The sequence below is a fragment of the Bacillus sanguinis genome, from assembly GCF_018332475.1.
GTDB lineage: Bacteria > Bacillota > Bacilli > Bacillales > Bacillaceae_G > Bacillus_A > Bacillus_A sanguinis.
This window is the reverse complement of the sequence record NZ_BOQB01000058.1, coordinates 35,024-53,988: the sequence shown is the minus strand read 5'-3', so window position 1 is coordinate 53,988 and position 18,965 is coordinate 35,024. Positions and strand designations below refer to the sequence as shown.

The following is an 18,965-nucleotide window of genomic DNA, read 5'->3' as shown; positions in this document are numbered from 1 at the left end:
AAACAGCGCCCCATAAGGGCACTGTTTATTCTTTCCCATCTAATAAACGACCAAGTCCGCCTAAAACGCTGCCTTCACCGCTGCTTTGTGCTGCTGGGCTTGTAAGGCGTGCTGCTAAGCGGCTAAGTGTTAAGGACTGGATCCAAACTGTTCCAGGTCCTTCTAACGTTGCGAAGAATAAACCTTCGCCGCCAAATAGAGCTGTTTTTACTTTTCCAACGAACTCGACATCGTAGTTAACGTCTTTTGTCATGGCAACGAGACAACCTGTATCAATGCGGAGTCTTTCGCCAGGTTTTAATTCACGCTTATATACAGTTCCGCCTGCGTGCATGAAAGCAAGGCCATCACCTTCGAGTTTCTGCATGATGAAACCTTCACCACCGAAGAAACCAGTTCCGATTTTTTTCGTAAACTCAATTCCGATAGAAACGCCTTTTGCGGCACAAAGAAACGCGTCTTTTTGACAAACTACTTTCCCTTGATATTCTGTTAAATCGACAGGAACAATTTTACCAGGATAAGGAGCAGCGAATGATACGTGGCGCTTGCCGTGACCTGTATTTGTAAATACAGTCATAAACATGCTTTCACCTGTAACGAGACGTTTACCAGCGCCCATTAGTTTTCCAAATAAACCTCCAGATGTTCCGGAACCATCACCGAAAATCGTTTCCATTTCGATATGATCTTCCATCATCATCATTGCGCCAGCTTCTGCGATAACGCTTTCTTCTGGATCTAACTCAATTTCAACAAACTGCATATCATCGCCGTATAACTTATACTCGATTTCATGTGCTTGCATTTTTTTCACCTCATAAGTATGTAGTAATTATATTGTACAGAAATCACAAGAATTAGAACACTATAGTTTTGTTAATTTTTGAATAAAAATAGAATGAAAATTTAAGGTTATACTAGGATGATAAAAAATGATGAAATGAAAGTGTTCTCATTTGACGTTTTTAATATAGCGTGATATAGTGAAATCACTATTGAGCTACATAATGTGGTACGGAAATAAAGCACGTTGAATTAAAGGCTGTAAGCTTGTTATACATTCATGTCCTTTATATCCACCTTTTCATGTGGATTCATAGTTTCATTTTTATTTAGGAGGTACATGACATGCAAACAGGTAAAGTTAAATGGTTTAACGGCGAAAAAGGTTTCGGTTTCATCGAAGTTGAAGGTGGAGACGATGTATTCGTTCACTTCTCAGCTATCCAAGGTGAAGGTTTCAAAACTTTAGAAGAAGGTCAAGAAGTTACTTTCGAAATCGTTGAAGGCAACCGCGGACCACAAGCAGCTAACGTTACAAAAAACTAATTAGCTAGCGATAAAAAGCATTCCGATTTTCGGAATGCTTTTTTTTATCCCGCATTAACGGGCAGTAAGACCCCCGCCTTAAAATTCAGCGAAAGAAAAGAAGGGGGAGGTGGGATCAACTGCCCGTAAAATCCCCACTGATTAAAGTTTCACTTTATTCTTTGGAACTCGACTCATTTGAAGATAATTCGCCCTTAAACGTACGCTCTTCAAAGTCATCAAGCATTTGTTCATATTCTTCATGCTCTTCCGTAGCGAAAACTTGCGGATTTTTTCCATACATATCTGTACCGATAAAGTTTTCAAAATCCTCTACGTAGCCTACATTCTCTTCGCTATTTACGTACATGCCATTATAGTTTTTAGAGTCTTGTCTTTCTAAATCAGACGGCGTTTCAGACGTTCCATAATTGGCAACATCTTGCCACGCATCTTCTGCATCGTACTCAACAGAATGATCTTCATCGTGCTTATGGAAAGAAGGAGATAACACTTCTTCCTCAACTGGACGAGTTTCCATATTTAATTTATTTGTCGCGTGCTGAACGCATGTTGTAGCAGTTGGCATTGCTTCTAATCTTTCAAACGGAATTTCCTCACCAGATACTTCACAAATGCCGTACGTACCACCTTCTATTTTTTGCAGGGCATTTTTCGTATCTTCTAGCTGTTTATGCCAAAGTTCGATGAGTCCAAAATCCTTTTCACGTTCATATAATTCTGTTGCCATATCAGCTGGATGGTTATCGTAGCTAGATAATTCCCCAACGGAATCGCGTTCAGATGCACGATCTTCATTTTCATGTGTTTGTATCGTTTGCTCTAGTTCTTGTTTTTGTTTTTCTAAAACGGATTTAAATTGATTTATTTGTTGTGGAGTTAACATAGTCGTCCACCTTCCTACAATTCAGTTTCTTTACATAGTATGAGCGTTGCGAGTAGGAATTATGAGCTGAAATTGGTATATGAAAAAGGAGCCGCGTTAGCAGCTCCTTTCTATAGGAAATATCCAAGCAATAATCCGATTCCCATAAGGAGACCGAAGATTGTATTTGTTTTTGCTGTTGCAATCATCGCAGGTACCATTTCCATTGGAATGCTTTTGCCGATAAAGCCTTTCGTCGCTTTAAATGCTTTCGGTGCACTTAAAAATACGATAAGCATCCATGGTGATACGATGCCCACAATAATTAAAGCAATTGTCCAAATGTAGGAAACGATGAACATAGAAGCAAGTACACCAACGGCTCTTTCACGTCCAACGAGAATTGCTAACGTTTTACGACCGTTTTCTTTATCGCCATCTAAGTCACGAATGTTATTAGCTAGTAAAATAGCACCAATTAAAATGGAGCTTGGAATAGATAGTAAAATGATTTCTGATGTTACAGTTCCAGTTTGAATAAAGAATGAAATTCCAATAATAATGACACCCATAAATAATCCGGCTGTTAACTCTCCAAATGGTGTATATGCAATTGGAAGTGGACCGCCTGTATAAAGGTAAGCAACGGCCATACAAATAAGACCGATTGCAGCAAGCCACCAACTAGAATTCATACAAATATAAACACCTAATAGTATTGCGATCCCAAAAAATCCAAATGCTAAGTTAAGCACTGTTTTTGGCTGAATGCCATCGCGAACGATAGCGCCGCCGATACCAACTGACCCTTCGTGATCGAGTCCTCTTTTATAATCAAAGTATTCATTAAACATGTTTGTTGCTGCTTGAATGAGAAGGCAAGCAAGAAGCATCATAAGGAAAAGAGGGAGATGTATTTGATTTATACCTCCGACCTGCATTGCATAGGCTGTTCCGATGAAAACAGGAACGAAAGCTGCTGTTAATGTATGGGGACGTAGTAAACTCCACCAAATGCGCCAGCCTGTTTGCTTACTTGGCTTTGGCGCCGTAGGAGAGGAATTCGTTTCGACGTTCATTTCCATGTTGAATCCTCCTTTGGTCACATATTGTACACAACTAAGTGTAGAAAAAGCATCATTTAGTGTCAACGTTTATTTTCTAGGAAGAGAAGGTGAATTTCTCAGAAATGCTAAACGTTGACAGGCCTTTCGTTTGAGGTGTATCTTAAAATCAAGCGTAATTATGACTATTTTTCGCCCATAGGGGGGAGACAATTGTGATTCAAACGAAACAAATAGGCTTGCAAGAAGTTCTTAGTGCGGCCATTAAGCGTGCAACTGATGAAAAAATATTGGTTAGTTTTGTAAAACAAATAGACTGGATGGATCCGCTTCTGTTTTATGCAGCAGGAAAAAGGATTGCATTCGAAAATAGATGTTATTTTGCAGACCCAGCTCAGCATGTAATATTTGCTGGAATTGGCTCTGTTTTCACTATAGCAACTGCTTCTCACAAACGCTTTCAAACTGCTCGTGACGAGTGGGATAAAGTAAAAGAGAAAGCATTTGTACAAAGAGAAAGATACGAATTTGGAACAGGTCCTCTTTTATTTGGTGGATTTTCATTTGACCAAGAAAAGGAGAAAACGGACTTATGGAAAGAATTTGATGATACGACATTTTCACTACCAGCATTTTTATTAACTGTAAAAAATGAAAAAGCATGGTTAACAATGAATACATTCGTTTCAGCAACAGATTGTGCAGAAACTCTTTATAACGAAATTGTTTCTTTGGAAGAGAAAATTTTTGGGGAGAGTAAACGTGCACTAGAAGGATCGAAATTAACAGTTACTTCTAAAGTAGAAGTAGATCCGAAAGGCTGGATGAAGGCGATTGAGAAAGTGCAAGATGAGATGAAGCAGGGGAACGTGCAGAAGGTTGTATTAGCGCGGGAGCTAAAAGTAGAAATGGATCATTATATTGATTCTGCTCTCGTTTTAGAAGCGCTTCGCATTGGGCAACCGGATTGTTACGTATTTTCTTTTGATTATAAAGGAGCATGCTTCTTAGGAGCGACGCCAGAGAGATTAATTCGCAAAGAAGATGAGAAGTTTACTTCGATGTGTCTTGCTGGTTCAACTGGTCATGGTCAATCTATAGAAGAAAGTAAACGAAATAGTAATGCGCTTCTTCATGATGAAAAGAATTTAGCTGAACATGGTTATGTTGTGAACATGATTCGCGGTGTACTAAATGAGCACTGTGAATCCGTTAATATTCCGGAAAGTCCGGGCTTACTAACAACGAAAAACTTAATTCATTTATATACGCCTGTAGAGGCAAAAGGCGATGCGAGTCTTTTAACAATGGTAGAAGAATTACATCCAACACCAGCCCTTGGCGGGACACCTCGTTTGGAAGCGATGAAACTGATTCGTGATGTTGAATTGTTAGACAGAGGATTATATGGTGCACCAATTGGTTGGATAGATGATGAAGGAAATGGTGAATTTGCGGTTGCACTTCGCTGCGGATTATTAAATGGCGAGAAAGCATCCTTATTTGCCGGCTGCGGGATTGTAATTGATTCAGTACCGCAACTTGAATATGAAGAAACAAGCTTGAAGTTTAGACCGATGCTTGGTGCTTTGGAGGAATTAATGAAATGAACAATCATATAGAAGCATTATCATATTATTTAGGCGCGTTCGTGGATGAACTGACGCGTCTAAATGTATGTGATGTTGTCATTAGTCCAGGCTCACGGTCAACGCCGATTGCTTTACTAATGGAACAACATGAAGGAATGAACACATATTTACATGTAGATGAAAGATCTGCAGGATTTTTTGCGCTCGGTATTGCAAAAGCAAAAAAACGTCCTGTTGCATTATTATGTACATCAGGAACGGCAGCTGCGAACTACTATCCAGCTGTATGTGAAGCTTTTCATTCACGAGTACCGCTTATCGTCTTAACGGCAGATAGACCGCATGAATTAAGAGATGTCGGTGCACCACAAGCGATGAATCAATTCAATTTATACGGTACATTTGTGAAGCAATTTACAGAGATGGCACTTCCAGAAACGAGTGAAGCGATGTATCATTATGCTCGCATGACGACGCAGCGCACGATAGCAAGCGCACTTCTAGCGCCGCAAGGACCTGTTCATCTTAATTTTCCAGTTCGCGAACCGCTTATCCCGGATTTCTCATTAAAAAGTTTATGGGATAAAGGACGCGGGGAATATACAGGAGTAGTTCAGCAAGGGAACGTGACGATGCCGAGTGAATATGTAGATTCTCTTGTAGGGCGCCTTTCACATATGGAAAAGGGGCTTATTATTTGTGGAGATGATAGTCATCCAGAAATCGCAGCGTTTGCAACGCAATTAGCTGAAAAAACGGGATATCCAATATTAGCGGATCCACTTTCTAACATTCGTAGCGGACACCACGATAAAACGATGGTAATCGATTGTTACGATACATTTTTACGAAATGAGCTGTTAAAGGAAACGTGGAAGCCAGAAGTTATGATTCGCTTCGGTGGTATGCCTGTTTCGAAAGCTTTAACGCAGTTCATCAAAAAACAAACGAAAGCTGTTCATATCGTTGTTGACGAATCAGGACAATGGAGAGATCCAGCTCTTGTTGCGACAGAAGTTGTACAGGCGAATGATATTGCATTTTGCAGGGCACTAATAGAAAAAATGCCAGTTATGAAAAAGAATGATTGGTTCAGAATGTGGCAACATATAAACGAAAAAACGAAGGAAACGCTTCGTGAAATGGAAACATATGATACTGCATTTGAAGGGAAAGTTATTACGGATATCGTCCGTGTACTACCAGAAGGGACAACATTATTTGCGAGTAATAGTATGCCAATTCGTGATACAGATTCATTCTTCTTCACATCGGATAAAAATATTCAAGTGATGGCAAACCGCGGTGTGAATGGGATTGATGGCATTATTTCGACAGCTTTAGGAGCGAGCATTATTTGCGATCCGCTCGTACTAGTGATCGGTGATTTATCATTCTATCACGATTTAAACGGATTATTAGCCGCAAAATTACATGAATTAAATATAACGATTGTCGTTGTAAATAATGACGGTGGTGGCATTTTCTCATTCTTACCACAGTATGAGAAAAAGGAACACTTCGAATCATTATTTGGAACGCCAATTGGGCTTGATTATGAGCATGTTGTTAAAATGTACGGCGGCTCATTTAGCCGTGTAAATGGCTGGGAGCAATTCCGAGAAGAGGTACAAAAAGGAACAAGGGCGGAAGGTTTACACGTTGTGGAAATTTGTACGAACCGTGATGAAAACTTAACATTGCACCGTACATTATGGGCAAAAACACAGGATGTAATTACTACATCGTTGCAAGGTGAATCAAAATGAACGTAACGTTGCAAGGTGTAACGTATGAATATGAAGTAGTCGGAAGCGGGGAACCACTTCTACTTCTTCATGGTTTTACGGGAAGCATGGAAACGTGGCGTTCCTTCGTTCCTTCTTGGAGCGAGCAGTTTCAAGTCATTTTAGTAGACATTGTTGGGCACGGAAAAACGGAAAGCCCTGAAGATGTAATGCATTATGATATTCGAAATGTAGCATTGCAAATGAAAGAATTGCTAGATTACCTTCATATTGAAAAAGCGCACATACTTGGCTATTCAATGGGTGGTAGACTGGCGATTACGATGGCATGTCTATATCCAGAGTATGTACATTCTCTTTTATTAGAAAATTGTACAGCTGGGCTTGAAAGTGAAGAGGACAGAAAAGAACGTCGTGAAAAAGATGAGCGACTTGCTCATAAAATTGAGCGAGAAGGTATCAAAAGTTTTGTAACGATGTGGGAAAATATTCCGCTTTTTGAAACGCAAAAACGTTTAGCACAAAACGTACAAGAAGCAGTGCGAAAAGAACGATTTGCAAACAACCCAAAAGGGCTCGCAAATAGTTTGCGCGGCATGGGGACAGGAGCTCAGCCTTCATGGTGGAATGAGCTGCATAACTTAAAAATGCCTGTTCTTTTAATGAACGGGGAGCATGATGAAAAGTTCTTTCGCATATTAAAAAACATCGAAAAATGCGTCTCTGACGCGAAATTTTTCAAAATTGATGGTGCTGGCCATGCAATTCATGTGGAACAACCGGAAAAGTTTGATACAATAGTAAAGGGATTTCTAAAAACTATGCAGTGATGCTTTTTCATCTAAGAAGGAAGCTACACTTATAGAGGAGATCAGAAATATACAAGGAGGTAGTTGTAATGGCTATTGAATGGGTAAAAGAAGGCAATTACGAAGATATTATTTATTCAACATACAATGGTATCGCAAAGATTTCGATTAACCGTCCTGAAGTACATAACGCATTCCGTCCAAAAACGGTAATGGAGTTAATCAACGCTTTTGCACACGCTCGTGATGATGCAAATGTTGGCGTTATCATTTTAACAGGTGAAGGTGGACGTGCATTCTGTTCTGGCGGCGACCAAAAAGTTCGCGGTCATGGTGGATATGTAGGTGACGACCAAATCCCTCGTTTAAACGTATTAGACTTACAACGTCTAATTCGCGCAATTCCTAAACCAGTTATCGCAATGGTAGCAGGTTATGCAATCGGCGGAGGACACGTACTTCATATCGTATGTGACTTAACGATCGCTGCAGACAACGCTGTATTCGGACAAACAGGTCCTAAAGTAGGAAGCTTTGACGGTGGATACGGAGCTGGTTACCTAGCTCGTATGGTAGGCCACAAGAAAGCTCGCGAAATTTGGTACCTATGCCGTCAATATAGTGCACAAGAAGCGCTTGATATGGGCTTAGTAAACACAGTAGTACCATTAGAAGAACTTGAAGCAGAAACAGTACAATGGGCACAAGAAATCTTAGCAAACAGCCCAATGGCACTTCGTTTCCTAAAAGCTGCATTCAACGCAGACACAGACGGTCTAGCTGGTATTCAACAACTAGCTGGAGATGCAACGTTATTGTACTACACAACTGACGAAGCAAAAGAAGGTCGTGACGCGTTCAAAGAAAAACGCAGTCCGGACTTCGGTCAATTCCCTCGTTTCCCGTGATGAAAGCGGAAGCGGCTCGCTTAGAACACGAGGGCGTTGGAACTCCTGACGTAGAGGCGCTTTTTGCCTCGTAGGAAGGCGTGAAACGACCGACTGTTCTAGCCGCTGTAGCTGGATGAAACCAAAGGCGTAAGCGGTTCGTCCAGAGTGTGAGATGGAAACAAAACAACTAAGAGACTTGATGTCATATCAAGTCTCTTTCTTTCATGAAAGGAGAATGGATGATGGAGACGATGCCGAATTGGTTAATGCAGCGCGCATTTTTAACACCAGATCGCACTGCAATTGAAATAGAGGAAGAGAAAGTTACTTTTATGGAGCTGCATGAAAAAGTAGTATCTGTTTGTGAACACCTCACACATGTAGGAGTGAAGCGTGGGCAAAAGGTGGCTGTTCTGATGAAAAATGGTATGGAGATGATTACAGTTATTCACGCCCTATCTTACGTAGGTGCAGTAGCTGTGCTTTTAAATACGCGTCTTTCAAGAGAAGAGCTACTTTGGCAAATGGATGATGCTGAAGTGATTTGTTTAGTGACGGATCAAGATTTTGATGCTAAAGCTGTTCCTGTCTATTCATTTGCTGAAGTGATGAATGGACCGAAGGCGGAAGCCTCTATACAAGAAGAATTCTCTTTAGAAGAAGCGATGACAATTATTTATACGTCAGGGACGACAGGAAAACCGAAAGGCGTTATTTTAACGTACGGCAATCACTGGGCAAGCGCGGTTGGTTCTTCGCTTAATTTAGGGCTTCGTGATGATGATTGCTGGTTAGCTTGTATGCCGATGTTCCACGTTGGCGGTCTTTCCCTTTTAATGAAAAACATTATGTACGGAATGCGCATTTTACTTGTTCCGAAATATGATGCTGATTTTATTCATAAAGCACTTCAAACGAGAGGTGTTACGATTATTTCTGTCGTTTCTAAAATGTTAACAGATCTATTAGAGAGACTAGGAGAAAAGACATATCCATCTTCTTTACGATGCATGTTACTTGGAGGAGGACCGGCACCGAAACCGTTACTTGAAACATGTGTAGAAAAAGGAATTCCTGTATATCAAACGTACGGTATGACAGAAACATCATCACAAATTTGTACGTTATCCGCGGATTATATGTTAACGAAAGTAGGATCAGCCGGGAAACCACTATTTCAGTGCCAACTTCGTATTGAAAAAGATGGCGTAGTAGTGCCACCTTTTGCGGAAGGCGAGATTGTAGTAAAAGGACCGAACGTAACAGGTGGGTACTTTAACCGTGAAGATGCGACGCGCGAAACAATTCAAAATGGATGGCTTCATACTGGTGACCTCGGTTATTTAGACGAAGAAGGATTTTTATACGTATTAGATCGCCGCAGTGATTTAATTATTTCTGGCGGAGAGAATATATACCCGGCTCAAATTGAAGAAGTGTTGCTTTCTCATCCGATGGTAGCGGAAGCTGGTGTTGTTGGTATGGCTGACGATAAATGGGGACAAGTACCCGCTGCTTTTGTTGTAAAAAGCGGAGAGGTAACAGAAGAAGAAATTCTTCACTTTTGTGAGGAGAAATTAGCGAAATATAAGGTGCCTAAAAAAGCATGTTTCTTAGAGGAATTACCACGAAATGCTTCGAAAAAATTGTTAAGACGAGAGTTAAGACAATTAGTGGAGGAGATGTAAGTGGAGATAAAAAAAGCGACACTTCATATAACGGAAATGCCACTCGTCATCCCGTTTGCTACAAGCTACGGAACGTATGAAAAGCGTGAGAGTATCGTCATTGAATTAGAAGATACGGACGGGCACATTGGATTTGGCGAGGTCGTTGCGTTCTCTGAACCGTGGTATACGGAAGAAACAGTGAAAACTGCGCTGCATGTACTTCAGGATTTTTTAATACCGGATTTATTGAAAGCTGAAATTTCCCATCCGAATGAAATGCCTAGTTTGTTTCAACATATAAAGAGAAACCGAATGGCAAAGGCCGGAATAGAAGGAGCTGTTTGGGATTTATATGCGAAGCATCAAAAGAAGTCATTAGCGACATTGTTTGGCGGAACTAGGAATGAAATTGAAGTTGGTGTTGTCATTGGGATCAATACGATTCCGGTTATGTTAAAACAAATTGAGAAGTACGCAGAAGAAGGATACGAGCGTTTTAAAGTGAAAATAAAACCGGGACATGATTACGAATTATTGAAAGAGATTCGTAAAGAGTTCCCGCACATCCCGTTAATGGCTGATGCAAATTCAGCCTATACATTAGCGGATACGGAGAAACTAAAACGATTAGATGAATTTCAATTGATGATGATTGAACAACCACTAGCGGACTACGATTTTCTCGATCATGCACAGTTGCAAAAGAAAATTGAAACGCCGATTTGTTTAGATGAAAGTATCCATAGTTTAGAAGATGCACGCGTTGCAATTACGCTTGGCAGTTGCCGCATCGTTAATATTAAACCAGGGCGAGTGGGCGGATTAACAGAATCCATTCAAATTCATGATTATTGCATGGAGCATAACATACCAGTTTGGTGCGGCGGTATGGTGGAAATGGGGATTTCACGAGCGCAAAATGTTGCGCTTGCTTCATTGCCGAATTTTACGATTCCAGGAGATATATCCGCTTCTAGTAGACATTGGGAAAAGGATATTATTTCGCCGGAAGTGATGCTTGAGGGCGGAAAAGTGATTGTGCCGCAAAGTGTTGATGCTGAGTATGAGGTGGATCGCGGAAGACTAGCAGAAATAACGAAGCAGCGGATCGTGTTTGAAAGATGAAATAACAAAGGTTACTCTTATGAGTAACCTTTTCGTATTGTACAAATTGGATAGACTAGTTTAAAATCGAGCGTATAAAGGGGGAGTAAAATGAAGCGCATTTCAATTTTAATAGTGGATGATGAGGCAGAAATTGCTGATTTAATTGAGATACATTTAGAAAAAGAAGGGTACCATGTTGTGAAGGCAGCGGATGGGGAAGAGGCAGTTCATATTATTGAAACGCAGCCAATCGACTTAGTGGTTTTAGATATTATGATGCCGAAAATGGATGGGTATGAGGTGACGCGTCAAATTCGCGCGAAGCATCATATGCCGATCATTTTCTTGAGTGCGAAAACATCCGATTTTGATAAGGTGACAGGTCTAGTATTAGGCGCAGATGATTATATGACGAAACCTTTTACACCGATTGAATTAGTTGCGCGTGTAAATGCACAATTACGCCGATTTCTTACGTTAAATCAGCCGAAAGTAGCGGAGAGCAAGTCTGCTTTAGCGATAGGTGGGGTTGTGATTGATCCTGAGCGCCGAACGGTTGATGTATATGGTGAGCAAATTGAGTTAACACCGAAAGAGTTCGATATTTTATATTTATTAGCGAGCCATCCGAAGAAAGTGTACAATGTGGAAAATATTTTTCAGCAAGTATGGGCAGATGGTTATTATGAAGGTGGAAATACAGTTATGGTACATATTCGTACGTTACGGAAAAAACTTGGGGAAGATAAAAGAAAAGATAAGTTAATAAAAACAGTGTGGGGGGTAGGTTATACTTTCAATGGGTAACATGATGAAAAGCTTTCGATTTAAAATGATTACCTTATTTGCGTTAAGTATGGTGCTCGCTGCAACTGTAACTTATATAATTTATAAAGGATTGCAGTTGTATTATAAAACGATGGTTCGCTACGAAGAGCCATTAGCGCAATTTAGGTCAATCGTAAGAGAATTTGGAGACATTAACTTCTTTTTAATTTTCTTTATCCCGTTATCTATTATCTTTTTCTTCTTTTTGACAAAACCGTATTTAAAATACTTTGATGAAATTTCTAATGGGATTCATCATCTTGCGAACGGAGATTTTACAAAACAAGTTCAAATTTCATCAAATGATGAGTTTGGAGATATCGCGCGTGAAATAAATGTTGCGAGTGAAAAATTAAAAGAAGCTGTGGAAAGAGGAGACTTTGCTGAAAGTAGTAAAGACCAGCTCGTTGTGAATTTGGCTCATGATTTAAGGACACCATTAACATCCGTGTTAGGATATTTAGATTTAATTCTTAAAGATGAGAACTTAACAAAGGAACAAATTAAACATTTTTCCACGATTGCATATACGAAATCGCAAAGGCTCGAAAGTTTAATTGATGAGTTATTTGAAATTACACGTATGAATTATGGCATGCTAAAGCTGGATAAAAAGCCGATTGATATAAGTGAGCTACTCATGCAGCTAGATGAGGAATTGTATCCGTTATTAGAGAAACATCATTTAGAAGCTAGATTGAATGTTGATCCTCATTTGCCGATTAACGGTGATGGAAAATTGTTAGCTAGAGTATTTGAAAACTTGTTAACAAATGCCGTTCGATACGGATATGACGGGCAATTTGTTGATCTGAATGGGTATATCGATAATGAAGAAGTTGTCGTACAAGTTATGAATTATGGAGATAGCATTCCAGAAGAAGATTTACCGTATCTTTTTGATATGTTTTATACAGGTGATAAATCGAGAACTGAGAACCGTGGCGGGACAGGACTTGGACTGTTTATTGCGAAAAATATTGTTGAGCAACATAACGGTACAATTTCTGCTGAAAGTAATGTAGTTAGAACAATGTTTGAAGTGAGATTGCCAAAAGACGAGAGCTTAACAATTTAATAAAAATTTAAACTTTACCCCACTTTTTATTTTAATAGTTTTTTCTATTCTATACGTAAGTTACGTTAAGGAGGAACTAGAAATGAAAAAGTGGGTATTTATTTCTTTTTTTATAGCATGCACAATCTGTGTAGGCGTTTATATATCACCGTTGTTTCAAAAGGAAATTGATGTGAAAATCGGCGGGGAAAATAGTGCAGTAAAGGCTGCCAATATGGAAAAGGTGGAGATTACAAAAGATGAAATTTATAAAGGGGATTTATTATTAGTTAACAAAGATTACCCAGTAAAAAAAGATAGTATTAGGTCCGATATTATAAATGTAAATCATAATAGTGAATTAGTAAGGGGCTATGTAATATTTGATAGAAATCTTCGCTTATCAAAGGGAGTTGTAAAAAAGTTTTTGAACGTTGTCGATGCAGCTGGAAAAGATGGAGTACAGCATTTCTTAATGAGTAGTGGGTATCGAGATTTTAAAGAACAAAGTAAATTATATAAAGAAATGGGATCAGACTATGCACTTCCAGCAGGATATAGTGAACATAATTTAGGATTATCACTGGACGTTGGATCAACACAAAAGAAAATGGAGAAAGCTCCTGAAGGTAAGTGGGTTGCAGAAAACGTATGGAAGCACGGCTTTGTGTTACGCTACCCGAAAAATAAAAGTGATATTACAGGCATTCAATATGAGCCATGGCACATTCGTTATGTCGGCTTACCTCATAGCGCAATTATGCAAAAAAAGAAAATTACATTAGAGGAATACTTAGATTTCTTAAAAGAGGAAAAAGAAATCACAACCGATGTGGAAGGTAAGAAATATACGGTTTCTTATTATAAAGTTTCAGGGAATATGAAAGTGAGTGTCCCAGTGAATAAGCAGTATGAAATTTCCGGGAATAATATGGATGGGGTTATTGTGACGGTTCAGGAATAGATAAAGAGGTTGTTCCCTTTTGGGGCAGCCTTTTCGTATATAAGAAAGAGATTGGCGGTTTTGTCGGTAAATCGATATTCCTTGTCGAATCGTTGATATATTTTGAGTTACGATAGATATAATTGAAAAATCGTTGATATATTGTAAGTTATGATAGATATATTCGAAAAATCGTTGATATAATTTCCTGTACTATCAGCATTTTGAGGAGTATCTTTTATTTTTAAACATTATAACGTTATATTTACTTCTCTCTTTTTTTGTGTTACGCTAAACGTGTGAAAGAGATATAAAATGAAACTTTAATGTAAGCGTATTCTTATGGCTTCTTATAGAAAAGGGTGGAAGTACAATGACAGAACGATTCGTACTACGTAATGTGAAACGTGTGAACGGGGAAGAGATTGACATTGTAATTGAAAATAATAAAATCGCACAGGTGACGAAAGCTGGTGCTGGTGAGGGTGGAAAGGTTCTTGATTACTCAGGTACTTACGTATCGAGTGGTTGGATTGATTTACACGTTCATGCTTTTCCAGAGTTTGATCCGTATGGCGATGAGGTGGATGAAATTGGCGTTAAGCAAGGGGTAACGACAATTGTTGATGCAGGTAGCTGCGGAGCTGATCGCATTGCAGATTTAGTAAAAAGTAGAGAACAGGCAAAGACGAATTTATTTGCTTTTTTAAATATTTCTCGCATCGGTTTGAAACGAATTGATGAATTATCCAATATGGAATGGATCGATAAAGAGAAAGTAATAGAAGCAGTAGAAAAATATAAAGATGTAATCGTTGGGTTAAAGGCGAGAATGAGTAAAAGTGTCGTTTGTGATAGTGGAATTGAACCGCTTCATATAGCGCGCTCTTTATCTCGCGAAACATCATTACCGATTATGGTACATATCGGTTCAGCGCCTCCTCGCATTGAGGAAGTTGTACCTCTTTTAGAAAAAGATGATGTTATTACACATTACTTAAACGGGAAAGAAAATAATTTATTTGATGAAGAAGGCAAACCGCTACCTGTGTTACTAGATGCAGTGAACCGCGGTGTTCATTTAGATGTAGGTCACGGCAATGCTAGTTTTTCTTTTAAAGTAGCAGAGGCAGCGAAGCGTCACGGTATTGCGCTTAATACAATTAGTACAGATATTTATCGGAAGAATCGTGTGCATGGTCCAGTGTATAGTATGGCTCACGTTCTTTCAAAATTCCTTTACTTAGGTTATCCGCTAGAAGAAGTAATTGATGCGGTGACGAAAAATGCAGCAGAGTGGCTTAAAAAACCAGAGCTTGGCCGTATTCAAGAAGGCGATATTGCAAACTTAACTTTATTTACGGTGAAAGATGAAAAGGTTACGTTAATTGATTCAGAAGGGGATCAGCGCATTGCTGAAAAAAGGATTGATACGAAAGGGGTTGTAATTAATGGGTCATTCATTGAATGCTAAGTACGGATTGAAAAGAGTGATTAATGCGAGCGGTAGAATGAGTATTTTAGGTGTATCCGCTCCTACAGATACAGTTATGGATGCGATGAAACATGGTGGACAAAATTATGTGGAAATTGCTGATTTAGTAGATAAAGCAGGAGACCATATTGCGAGAATTCTAGACTCAGAGGCAGCGGTCGTTGTGAATTCAGCATCGAGCGGAATTGCGCTTTCTATCGCTGGTATCGTTACAGAAGGAAATCGCCGTAAAAGTGAAAGACTCCATCAAGAAGTAATCGCGAAAAACGAAGTGATTATGTTAAAAGGTCATAACGTTCAATACGGTGCTCCTGTTGAAACGATGATTTACTTAGGCGGAGGAAAACTTGTAGAAGTTGGTTATGCAAATGAAGGGAAAGCAGAGCATATAGAAGACGCAATTGGTGAAAACACAGCAGCGATTCTTTATGTGAAATCCCATCATGCCGTGCAAAAAAATATGATTTCTGTTGAAGAAGCATGGGAAGTAGCACAGCGAAATAACATCCCACTTATCGTCGATGCGGCAGCTGAAGAAGATATTCAAAAATATGTGAAGTATTCAGACCTTGCCATTTATAGCGGTTCAAAGGCAATTGAAGGACCTACTTCTGGTATTGTCGGTGGTAAAAGAAAGTATATTGAGTGGCTGAAAGTGCAATTACATTGCATCGGAAGAAGTATGAAAGTTGGGAAAGAAACAACATTTGGCTTACTTCAAGCGCTTGATGAGTACGGAGTAAAAGAAGATAAGAGTGAGCAAGAAAAAGAGTTGTTACAAGTACTTATGCCGCTAAAAGAATTAAACGGCGTAAATGTAACAATCGTTCAAGATGAAGCGGGAAGAGCAATCTTTAGAGCTCGTATTCATATTAACGAGGAAGAATTAAATAAATCGGCAAAAGACGTTGTGACTGCATTACGCGAAGGGGAAATCGCGATTTATACACGTGATTATGGAGTAAGACAAGGGTTCTTTGATATCGATCCACGTCCACTTCAAGGTGATGACATACATGTAATTGAAGAAAAAATGAGAGAAATTGTAGGGGGAAACTAAAATGACAAACATTCAAAAACGTTTTTATAAAGGCCGCGTAGCATTAAATGTATTAGCGAACAATATCCAAAATGCGAAAGATATTTTTGAAGCAGCAGAAGGTTATGTAGTAGTAGGAGTGTTATCAAAAGATTACCCAACTGTAGAAGAAGCTGTTACAGCGATGAAAGCATACGGAAAAGAAATTGATGATGCTGTATCAATCGGACTAGGAGCAGGAGATAATCGCCAAGCAGCAGTTGTAGCTGAAATTGCGAAGCATTATCCTGGTAGCCATATTAACCAAGTGTTCCCTTCAGTTGGGGCAACGCGTGCAAATCTTGGCGGAAAAGATAGCTGGATTAATAGTTTAGTATCACCAACAGGAAAAGTAGGTTACGTAAATATTTCTACTGGTCCAATTAGTGCGGCTGGAGAAGAAAAAGCAATTGTTCCAATTAAAACAGCGATCGCACTTGTACGTGATATGGGCGGAAATTCATTGAAGTACTTCCCGATGAAAGGGCTAGCTCATGAAGAAGAATATCGCGCAGTTGCGAAAGCATGTGCAGAAGAAGGGTTTGCATTAGAGCCAACAGGCGGAATTGATAAAGAAAACTTCGAAACAATTGTACGTATTGCGCTAGAGGCAAATGTAGAGCAAGTTATCCCGCACGTGTACTCTTCTATTATTGATAAGGAAACTGGTAATACGAAAACAGAAGATGTTCGCGAATTATTAGCAGTCGTGAAGAAGTTAGTTGATCAATATGCGTAAAAAAATTGCAGCATTTGGCGAAGTGATGATGCGCCTGCAAGTACCAGGATATGAATTGTTATCACAAGCTAACACATTAAATTACTCATTTTCTGGTACAGGTGTGAACGTGGCAGCAGCACTTTCTCATCTCGGGCATGAAGGGCTTCTTATTTCTACTTTACCGGAAAACTCGGTTGGGGATGCTGCATTATCTTACATTCAAAAGTTAGGTGTGCAAACCTCACTTGTTTCAAGAGGCGGCAAATATGTCGGTATGTACTTTTTAGAAAATGGATTTGGAGCACGTGCAAGCCGCGTTACATATTCGAATCGATTAGAAAGTAGTTTCAATACGGCATGTGAAGAAATGTATCAATTTGAAGAAGTCGCAAAGGAAATTGATATCGTTCATTTTTGCGGGATTACACTTGCGATGAATGATACTGTACGCCATCATATGAAATCTTTAGCGAAAGCAGTTAAAGAAAACGGAGGCACTGTCGTTTTTGATTGCAATTATCGTCCATCTCTTTGGGGAGAAGACGGATACGAGCAGGCGAAACCGCATTATGAAGAAATGCTGGCTCTTGGTGATATTGTAATGATGAATGAAAAAGATGCGATGTTTGTTCTTGGAATGAAAACAGAAGAGACGGAGCGAGAGGCGCAGCTTGTTGATCTTATTCCAAAGGTAGCTGAAACGTATAGTATCGCTACAATTGCTGGTACACATCGCTCTATTAATAGTGATAATACACATTCACTTCGCGGATTTATATGTAAAGATGGAACGTTCACTTTTGCAAAAACACTTACGTTTTCTGTATATGATAGAATAGGTGCTGGAGATGCTTATACGAGCGGGATTATTCATGGCGAGATAGAAGAGTTTGCACCAGAGAAAGCTGTTTCATTTGCGTCAGCAGCTGGAATGCTTGCACATACAATCGTCGGTGATACGCCAATGTCATCAGAGAAGGATATACTTCGGGCAATGACGGCATCAGTAGGTGATGTAGAAAGGTAGTGGGTGTAACGGTGAACGTAACGAGGAAAAAAGGACCATTATATTTACAAATAAAAAATATTATTCGTGATCGAATATTACATGGTGTATATGCGATTCATACGAATATTCCTTCCGAACCACAGTTAGAAGAAGAGTTCAAAGTGAGTAAAATTACAGTGCGAAATGCGATTAAAGAACTTGCTCAAGAAGGGTATTTGGAAAAGAAAAGCGGTAAAGGAACGAAAGTCATCCGTAATACTTCTGCGACAAAGCTGTCAAAGGGTAAGAAATTTACTGAAGTGTTAGTGGAAGAAGGCTATAAAGTACAGAAGAAATTGCTAAAAGCAGAAATTGTTCAGAATGAAGAAGGAACAGTGCCGTTTCGATTATTTGGTAAGGAGAGTTTTCGTATTGAACGTTTATATACGTTAAATGATGCACCGTACATTCATTATACGCACTATTTCTCAGCACGAATGGCAAGCACTGATTTATCGGACTTTGACTTGCAATCGCTTTATGATTTAGTTGAAGACCGAGGCATTCATTTAGAAAACTTCAGAGATGAATTCGCAGTTGGAGCCGCTCCTAGTTTTGTTGCAGAAGCGTTAGGTGAAAACGAGGGGACAGCGTTATTAAAACGTATGCGCTATTCTTACGATGAAGTTGGCGAAGTAATTGAATATAGCGAAGGCTACTACAATACAGAAATGCAGCATTATGTAGTAAATTATGACGTATAAAAAAGAGGGTATTC

General features: G+C 39.3%; 18 protein-coding genes. 15 read left to right on the top strand and 3 right to left on the bottom strand.

The features are described from left to right. Positions 1-25: 25 nt before the first annotated feature. Complete coding sequence (locus tag KI369_RS08400; RefSeq protein ID WP_212955659.1) at positions 26-808, bottom strand: TIGR00266 family protein; 783 nt, start codon at positions 806-808, stop codon at positions 26-28. Between the two features lie 323 nt (positions 809-1,131). On the opposite strand from KI369_RS08400, the gene cspD reads away from it, so the two are divergent. Further along, positions 1,132-1,332 carry a cold-shock protein gene (cspD, locus tag KI369_RS08395; protein ID WP_212955658.1) on the top strand — a complete coding sequence of 67 codons (201 nt, stop codon included), beginning with the start codon at positions 1,132-1,134 and terminating at the stop codon, positions 1,330-1,332. A 154-nt stretch (positions 1,333-1,486) separates the two neighbouring features. Here the strand turns inward: cspD and KI369_RS08390 are convergent, their stop codons facing one another. Further along, positions 1,487-2,218, bottom strand: a complete 732-nt coding sequence (locus tag KI369_RS08390) for a yteA family sporulation protein (RefSeq protein ID WP_212955657.1) — start codon at positions 2,216-2,218, stop codon at positions 1,487-1,489. Positions 2,219-2,328: 110 nt separating this feature from the next. Next, complete coding sequence (locus KI369_RS08385) at positions 2,329-3,282, bottom strand: 1,4-dihydroxy-2-naphthoate polyprenyltransferase (protein ID WP_212955656.1); 954 nt, start codon at positions 3,280-3,282, stop codon at positions 2,329-2,331. Between the two features lie 194 nt (positions 3,283-3,476). Between KI369_RS08385 and KI369_RS08380 the strand changes: the two genes are divergently transcribed. From KI369_RS08380 to KI369_RS08315, 14 genes are all read left to right on the top strand, one after another. Then, positions 3,477-4,871 (top strand): isochorismate synthase, encoded by a 1,395-nt coding sequence (locus KI369_RS08380; RefSeq protein ID WP_212955655.1) that lies wholly within the window; start codon positions 3,477-3,479, stop codon positions 4,869-4,871. Next, complete coding sequence (gene menD / locus KI369_RS08375) at positions 4,868-6,622, top strand: 2-succinyl-5-enolpyruvyl-6-hydroxy-3-cyclohexene-1-carboxylic-acid synthase (protein WP_212955654.1); 1,755 nt, start codon at positions 4,868-4,870, stop codon at positions 6,620-6,622. The genes KI369_RS08380 and menD overlap by 4 nt, the downstream gene beginning before the upstream one ends. Continuing rightward, a complete protein-coding gene (menH, locus tag KI369_RS08370; RefSeq protein ID WP_212955653.1) occupies positions 6,619-7,431 on the top strand; it encodes a 2-succinyl-6-hydroxy-2,4-cyclohexadiene-1-carboxylate synthase in 813 nt (270 codons plus the stop codon). Before menD ends, menH begins: the two co-directional genes overlap by 4 nt. 68 nt (positions 7,432-7,499) lie before the next feature. Then, positions 7,500-8,318, top strand: a complete 819-nt coding sequence (menB, locus tag KI369_RS08365) for a 1,4-dihydroxy-2-naphthoyl-CoA synthase (protein ID WP_000963888.1) — start codon at positions 7,500-7,502, stop codon at positions 8,316-8,318. A gap of 224 nt (positions 8,319-8,542) precedes the next feature. After that, positions 8,543-9,988 carry an o-succinylbenzoate--CoA ligase gene (locus tag KI369_RS08360; protein WP_212955652.1) on the top strand — a complete coding sequence of 482 codons (1,446 nt, stop codon included), beginning with the start codon at positions 8,543-8,545 and terminating at the stop codon, positions 9,986-9,988. After that, a complete protein-coding gene (menC, locus tag KI369_RS08355; protein ID WP_212955651.1) occupies positions 9,989-11,095 on the top strand; it encodes an o-succinylbenzoate synthase in 1,107 nt (368 codons plus the stop codon). It begins immediately after the preceding gene. A gap of 90 nt (positions 11,096-11,185) precedes the next feature. After that, on the top strand, positions 11,186-11,884 hold the full coding sequence (locus KI369_RS08350; protein WP_212955650.1) for a response regulator transcription factor: 699 nt from the start codon (positions 11,186-11,188) through the stop codon (positions 11,882-11,884). After that, positions 11,877-12,983 carry a HAMP domain-containing sensor histidine kinase gene (locus tag KI369_RS08345; protein WP_212955649.1) on the top strand — a complete coding sequence of 369 codons (1,107 nt, stop codon included), beginning with the start codon at positions 11,877-11,879 and terminating at the stop codon, positions 12,981-12,983. The genes KI369_RS08350 and KI369_RS08345 overlap by 8 nt, the downstream gene beginning before the upstream one ends. An 82-nt stretch (positions 12,984-13,065) precedes the next feature. After that, on the top strand, positions 13,066-13,926 hold the full coding sequence (locus tag KI369_RS08340; RefSeq protein ID WP_212955648.1) for a M15 family metallopeptidase: 861 nt from the start codon (positions 13,066-13,068) through the stop codon (positions 13,924-13,926). 352 nt (positions 13,927-14,278) lie between these two features. Then, positions 14,279-15,379 (top strand): amidohydrolase/deacetylase family metallohydrolase, encoded by a 1,101-nt coding sequence (locus tag KI369_RS08335; RefSeq protein ID WP_212955647.1) that lies wholly within the window; start codon positions 14,279-14,281, stop codon positions 15,377-15,379. Next, on the top strand, positions 15,357-16,460 hold the full coding sequence (locus KI369_RS08330; RefSeq protein WP_212955646.1) for a DgaE family pyridoxal phosphate-dependent ammonia lyase: 1,104 nt from the start codon (positions 15,357-15,359) through the stop codon (positions 16,458-16,460). The genes KI369_RS08335 and KI369_RS08330 overlap by 23 nt, the downstream gene beginning before the upstream one ends. 1 nt (position 16,461) lies before the next feature. Continuing rightward, entirely contained in the window at positions 16,462-17,217 is a 756-nt protein-coding gene (gene dagF, locus KI369_RS08325) for a 2-dehydro-3-deoxy-phosphogluconate aldolase (protein ID WP_089171896.1), read from the top strand. Continuing rightward, positions 17,210-18,226 (top strand): sugar kinase, encoded by a 1,017-nt coding sequence (locus KI369_RS08320; protein WP_212955645.1) that lies wholly within the window; start codon positions 17,210-17,212, stop codon positions 18,224-18,226. Before dagF ends, KI369_RS08320 begins: the two co-directional genes overlap by 8 nt. After that, positions 18,226-18,951 (top strand): GntR family transcriptional regulator, encoded by a 726-nt coding sequence (locus KI369_RS08315; protein ID WP_212955644.1) that lies wholly within the window; start codon positions 18,226-18,228, stop codon positions 18,949-18,951. Before KI369_RS08320 ends, KI369_RS08315 begins: the two co-directional genes overlap by 1 nt. Positions 18,952-18,965 lie beyond the last annotated feature (14 nt).

What these genes read in the sequence shown, in the direction of transcription:
- KI369_RS08400 (WP_212955659.1), bottom strand. Translation starts at nt 808, where the DNA reads ATGCAAGCACATGAAATCGAGTATAAGTTATACGGCGATGATATGCAG.
- cspD (WP_212955658.1), top strand. Translation starts at nt 1,132, where the DNA reads ATGCAAACAGGTAAAGTTAAATGGTTTAACGGCGAAAAAGGTTTCGGT.
- KI369_RS08390 (WP_212955657.1), bottom strand. Translation starts at nt 2,218, where the DNA reads ATGTTAACTCCACAACAAATAAATCAATTTAAATCCGTTTTAGAAAAA.
- KI369_RS08385 (WP_212955656.1), bottom strand. Translation starts at nt 3,282, where the DNA reads ATGGAAATGAACGTCGAAACGAATTCCTCTCCTACGGCGCCAAAGCCA.
- menD (WP_212955654.1), top strand. Translation starts at nt 4,868, where the DNA reads ATGAACAATCATATAGAAGCATTATCATATTATTTAGGCGCGTTCGTG.
- menH (WP_212955653.1), top strand. Translation starts at nt 6,619, where the DNA reads ATGAACGTAACGTTGCAAGGTGTAACGTATGAATATGAAGTAGTCGGA.
- menB (WP_000963888.1), top strand. Translation starts at nt 7,500, where the DNA reads ATGGCTATTGAATGGGTAAAAGAAGGCAATTACGAAGATATTATTTAT.
- KI369_RS08360 (WP_212955652.1), top strand. Translation starts at nt 8,543, where the DNA reads ATGGAGACGATGCCGAATTGGTTAATGCAGCGCGCATTTTTAACACCA.
- KI369_RS08350 (WP_212955650.1), top strand. Translation starts at nt 11,186, where the DNA reads ATGAAGCGCATTTCAATTTTAATAGTGGATGATGAGGCAGAAATTGCT.
- KI369_RS08345 (WP_212955649.1), top strand. Translation starts at nt 11,877, where the DNA reads ATGGGTAACATGATGAAAAGCTTTCGATTTAAAATGATTACCTTATTT.
- KI369_RS08340 (WP_212955648.1), top strand. Translation starts at nt 13,066, where the DNA reads ATGAAAAAGTGGGTATTTATTTCTTTTTTTATAGCATGCACAATCTGT.
- KI369_RS08335 (WP_212955647.1), top strand. Translation starts at nt 14,279, where the DNA reads ATGACAGAACGATTCGTACTACGTAATGTGAAACGTGTGAACGGGGAA.
- KI369_RS08330 (WP_212955646.1), top strand. Translation starts at nt 15,357, where the DNA reads ATGGGTCATTCATTGAATGCTAAGTACGGATTGAAAAGAGTGATTAAT.
- dagF (WP_089171896.1), top strand. Translation starts at nt 16,462, where the DNA reads ATGACAAACATTCAAAAACGTTTTTATAAAGGCCGCGTAGCATTAAAT.
- KI369_RS08320 (WP_212955645.1), top strand. Translation starts at nt 17,210, where the DNA reads ATGCGTAAAAAAATTGCAGCATTTGGCGAAGTGATGATGCGCCTGCAA.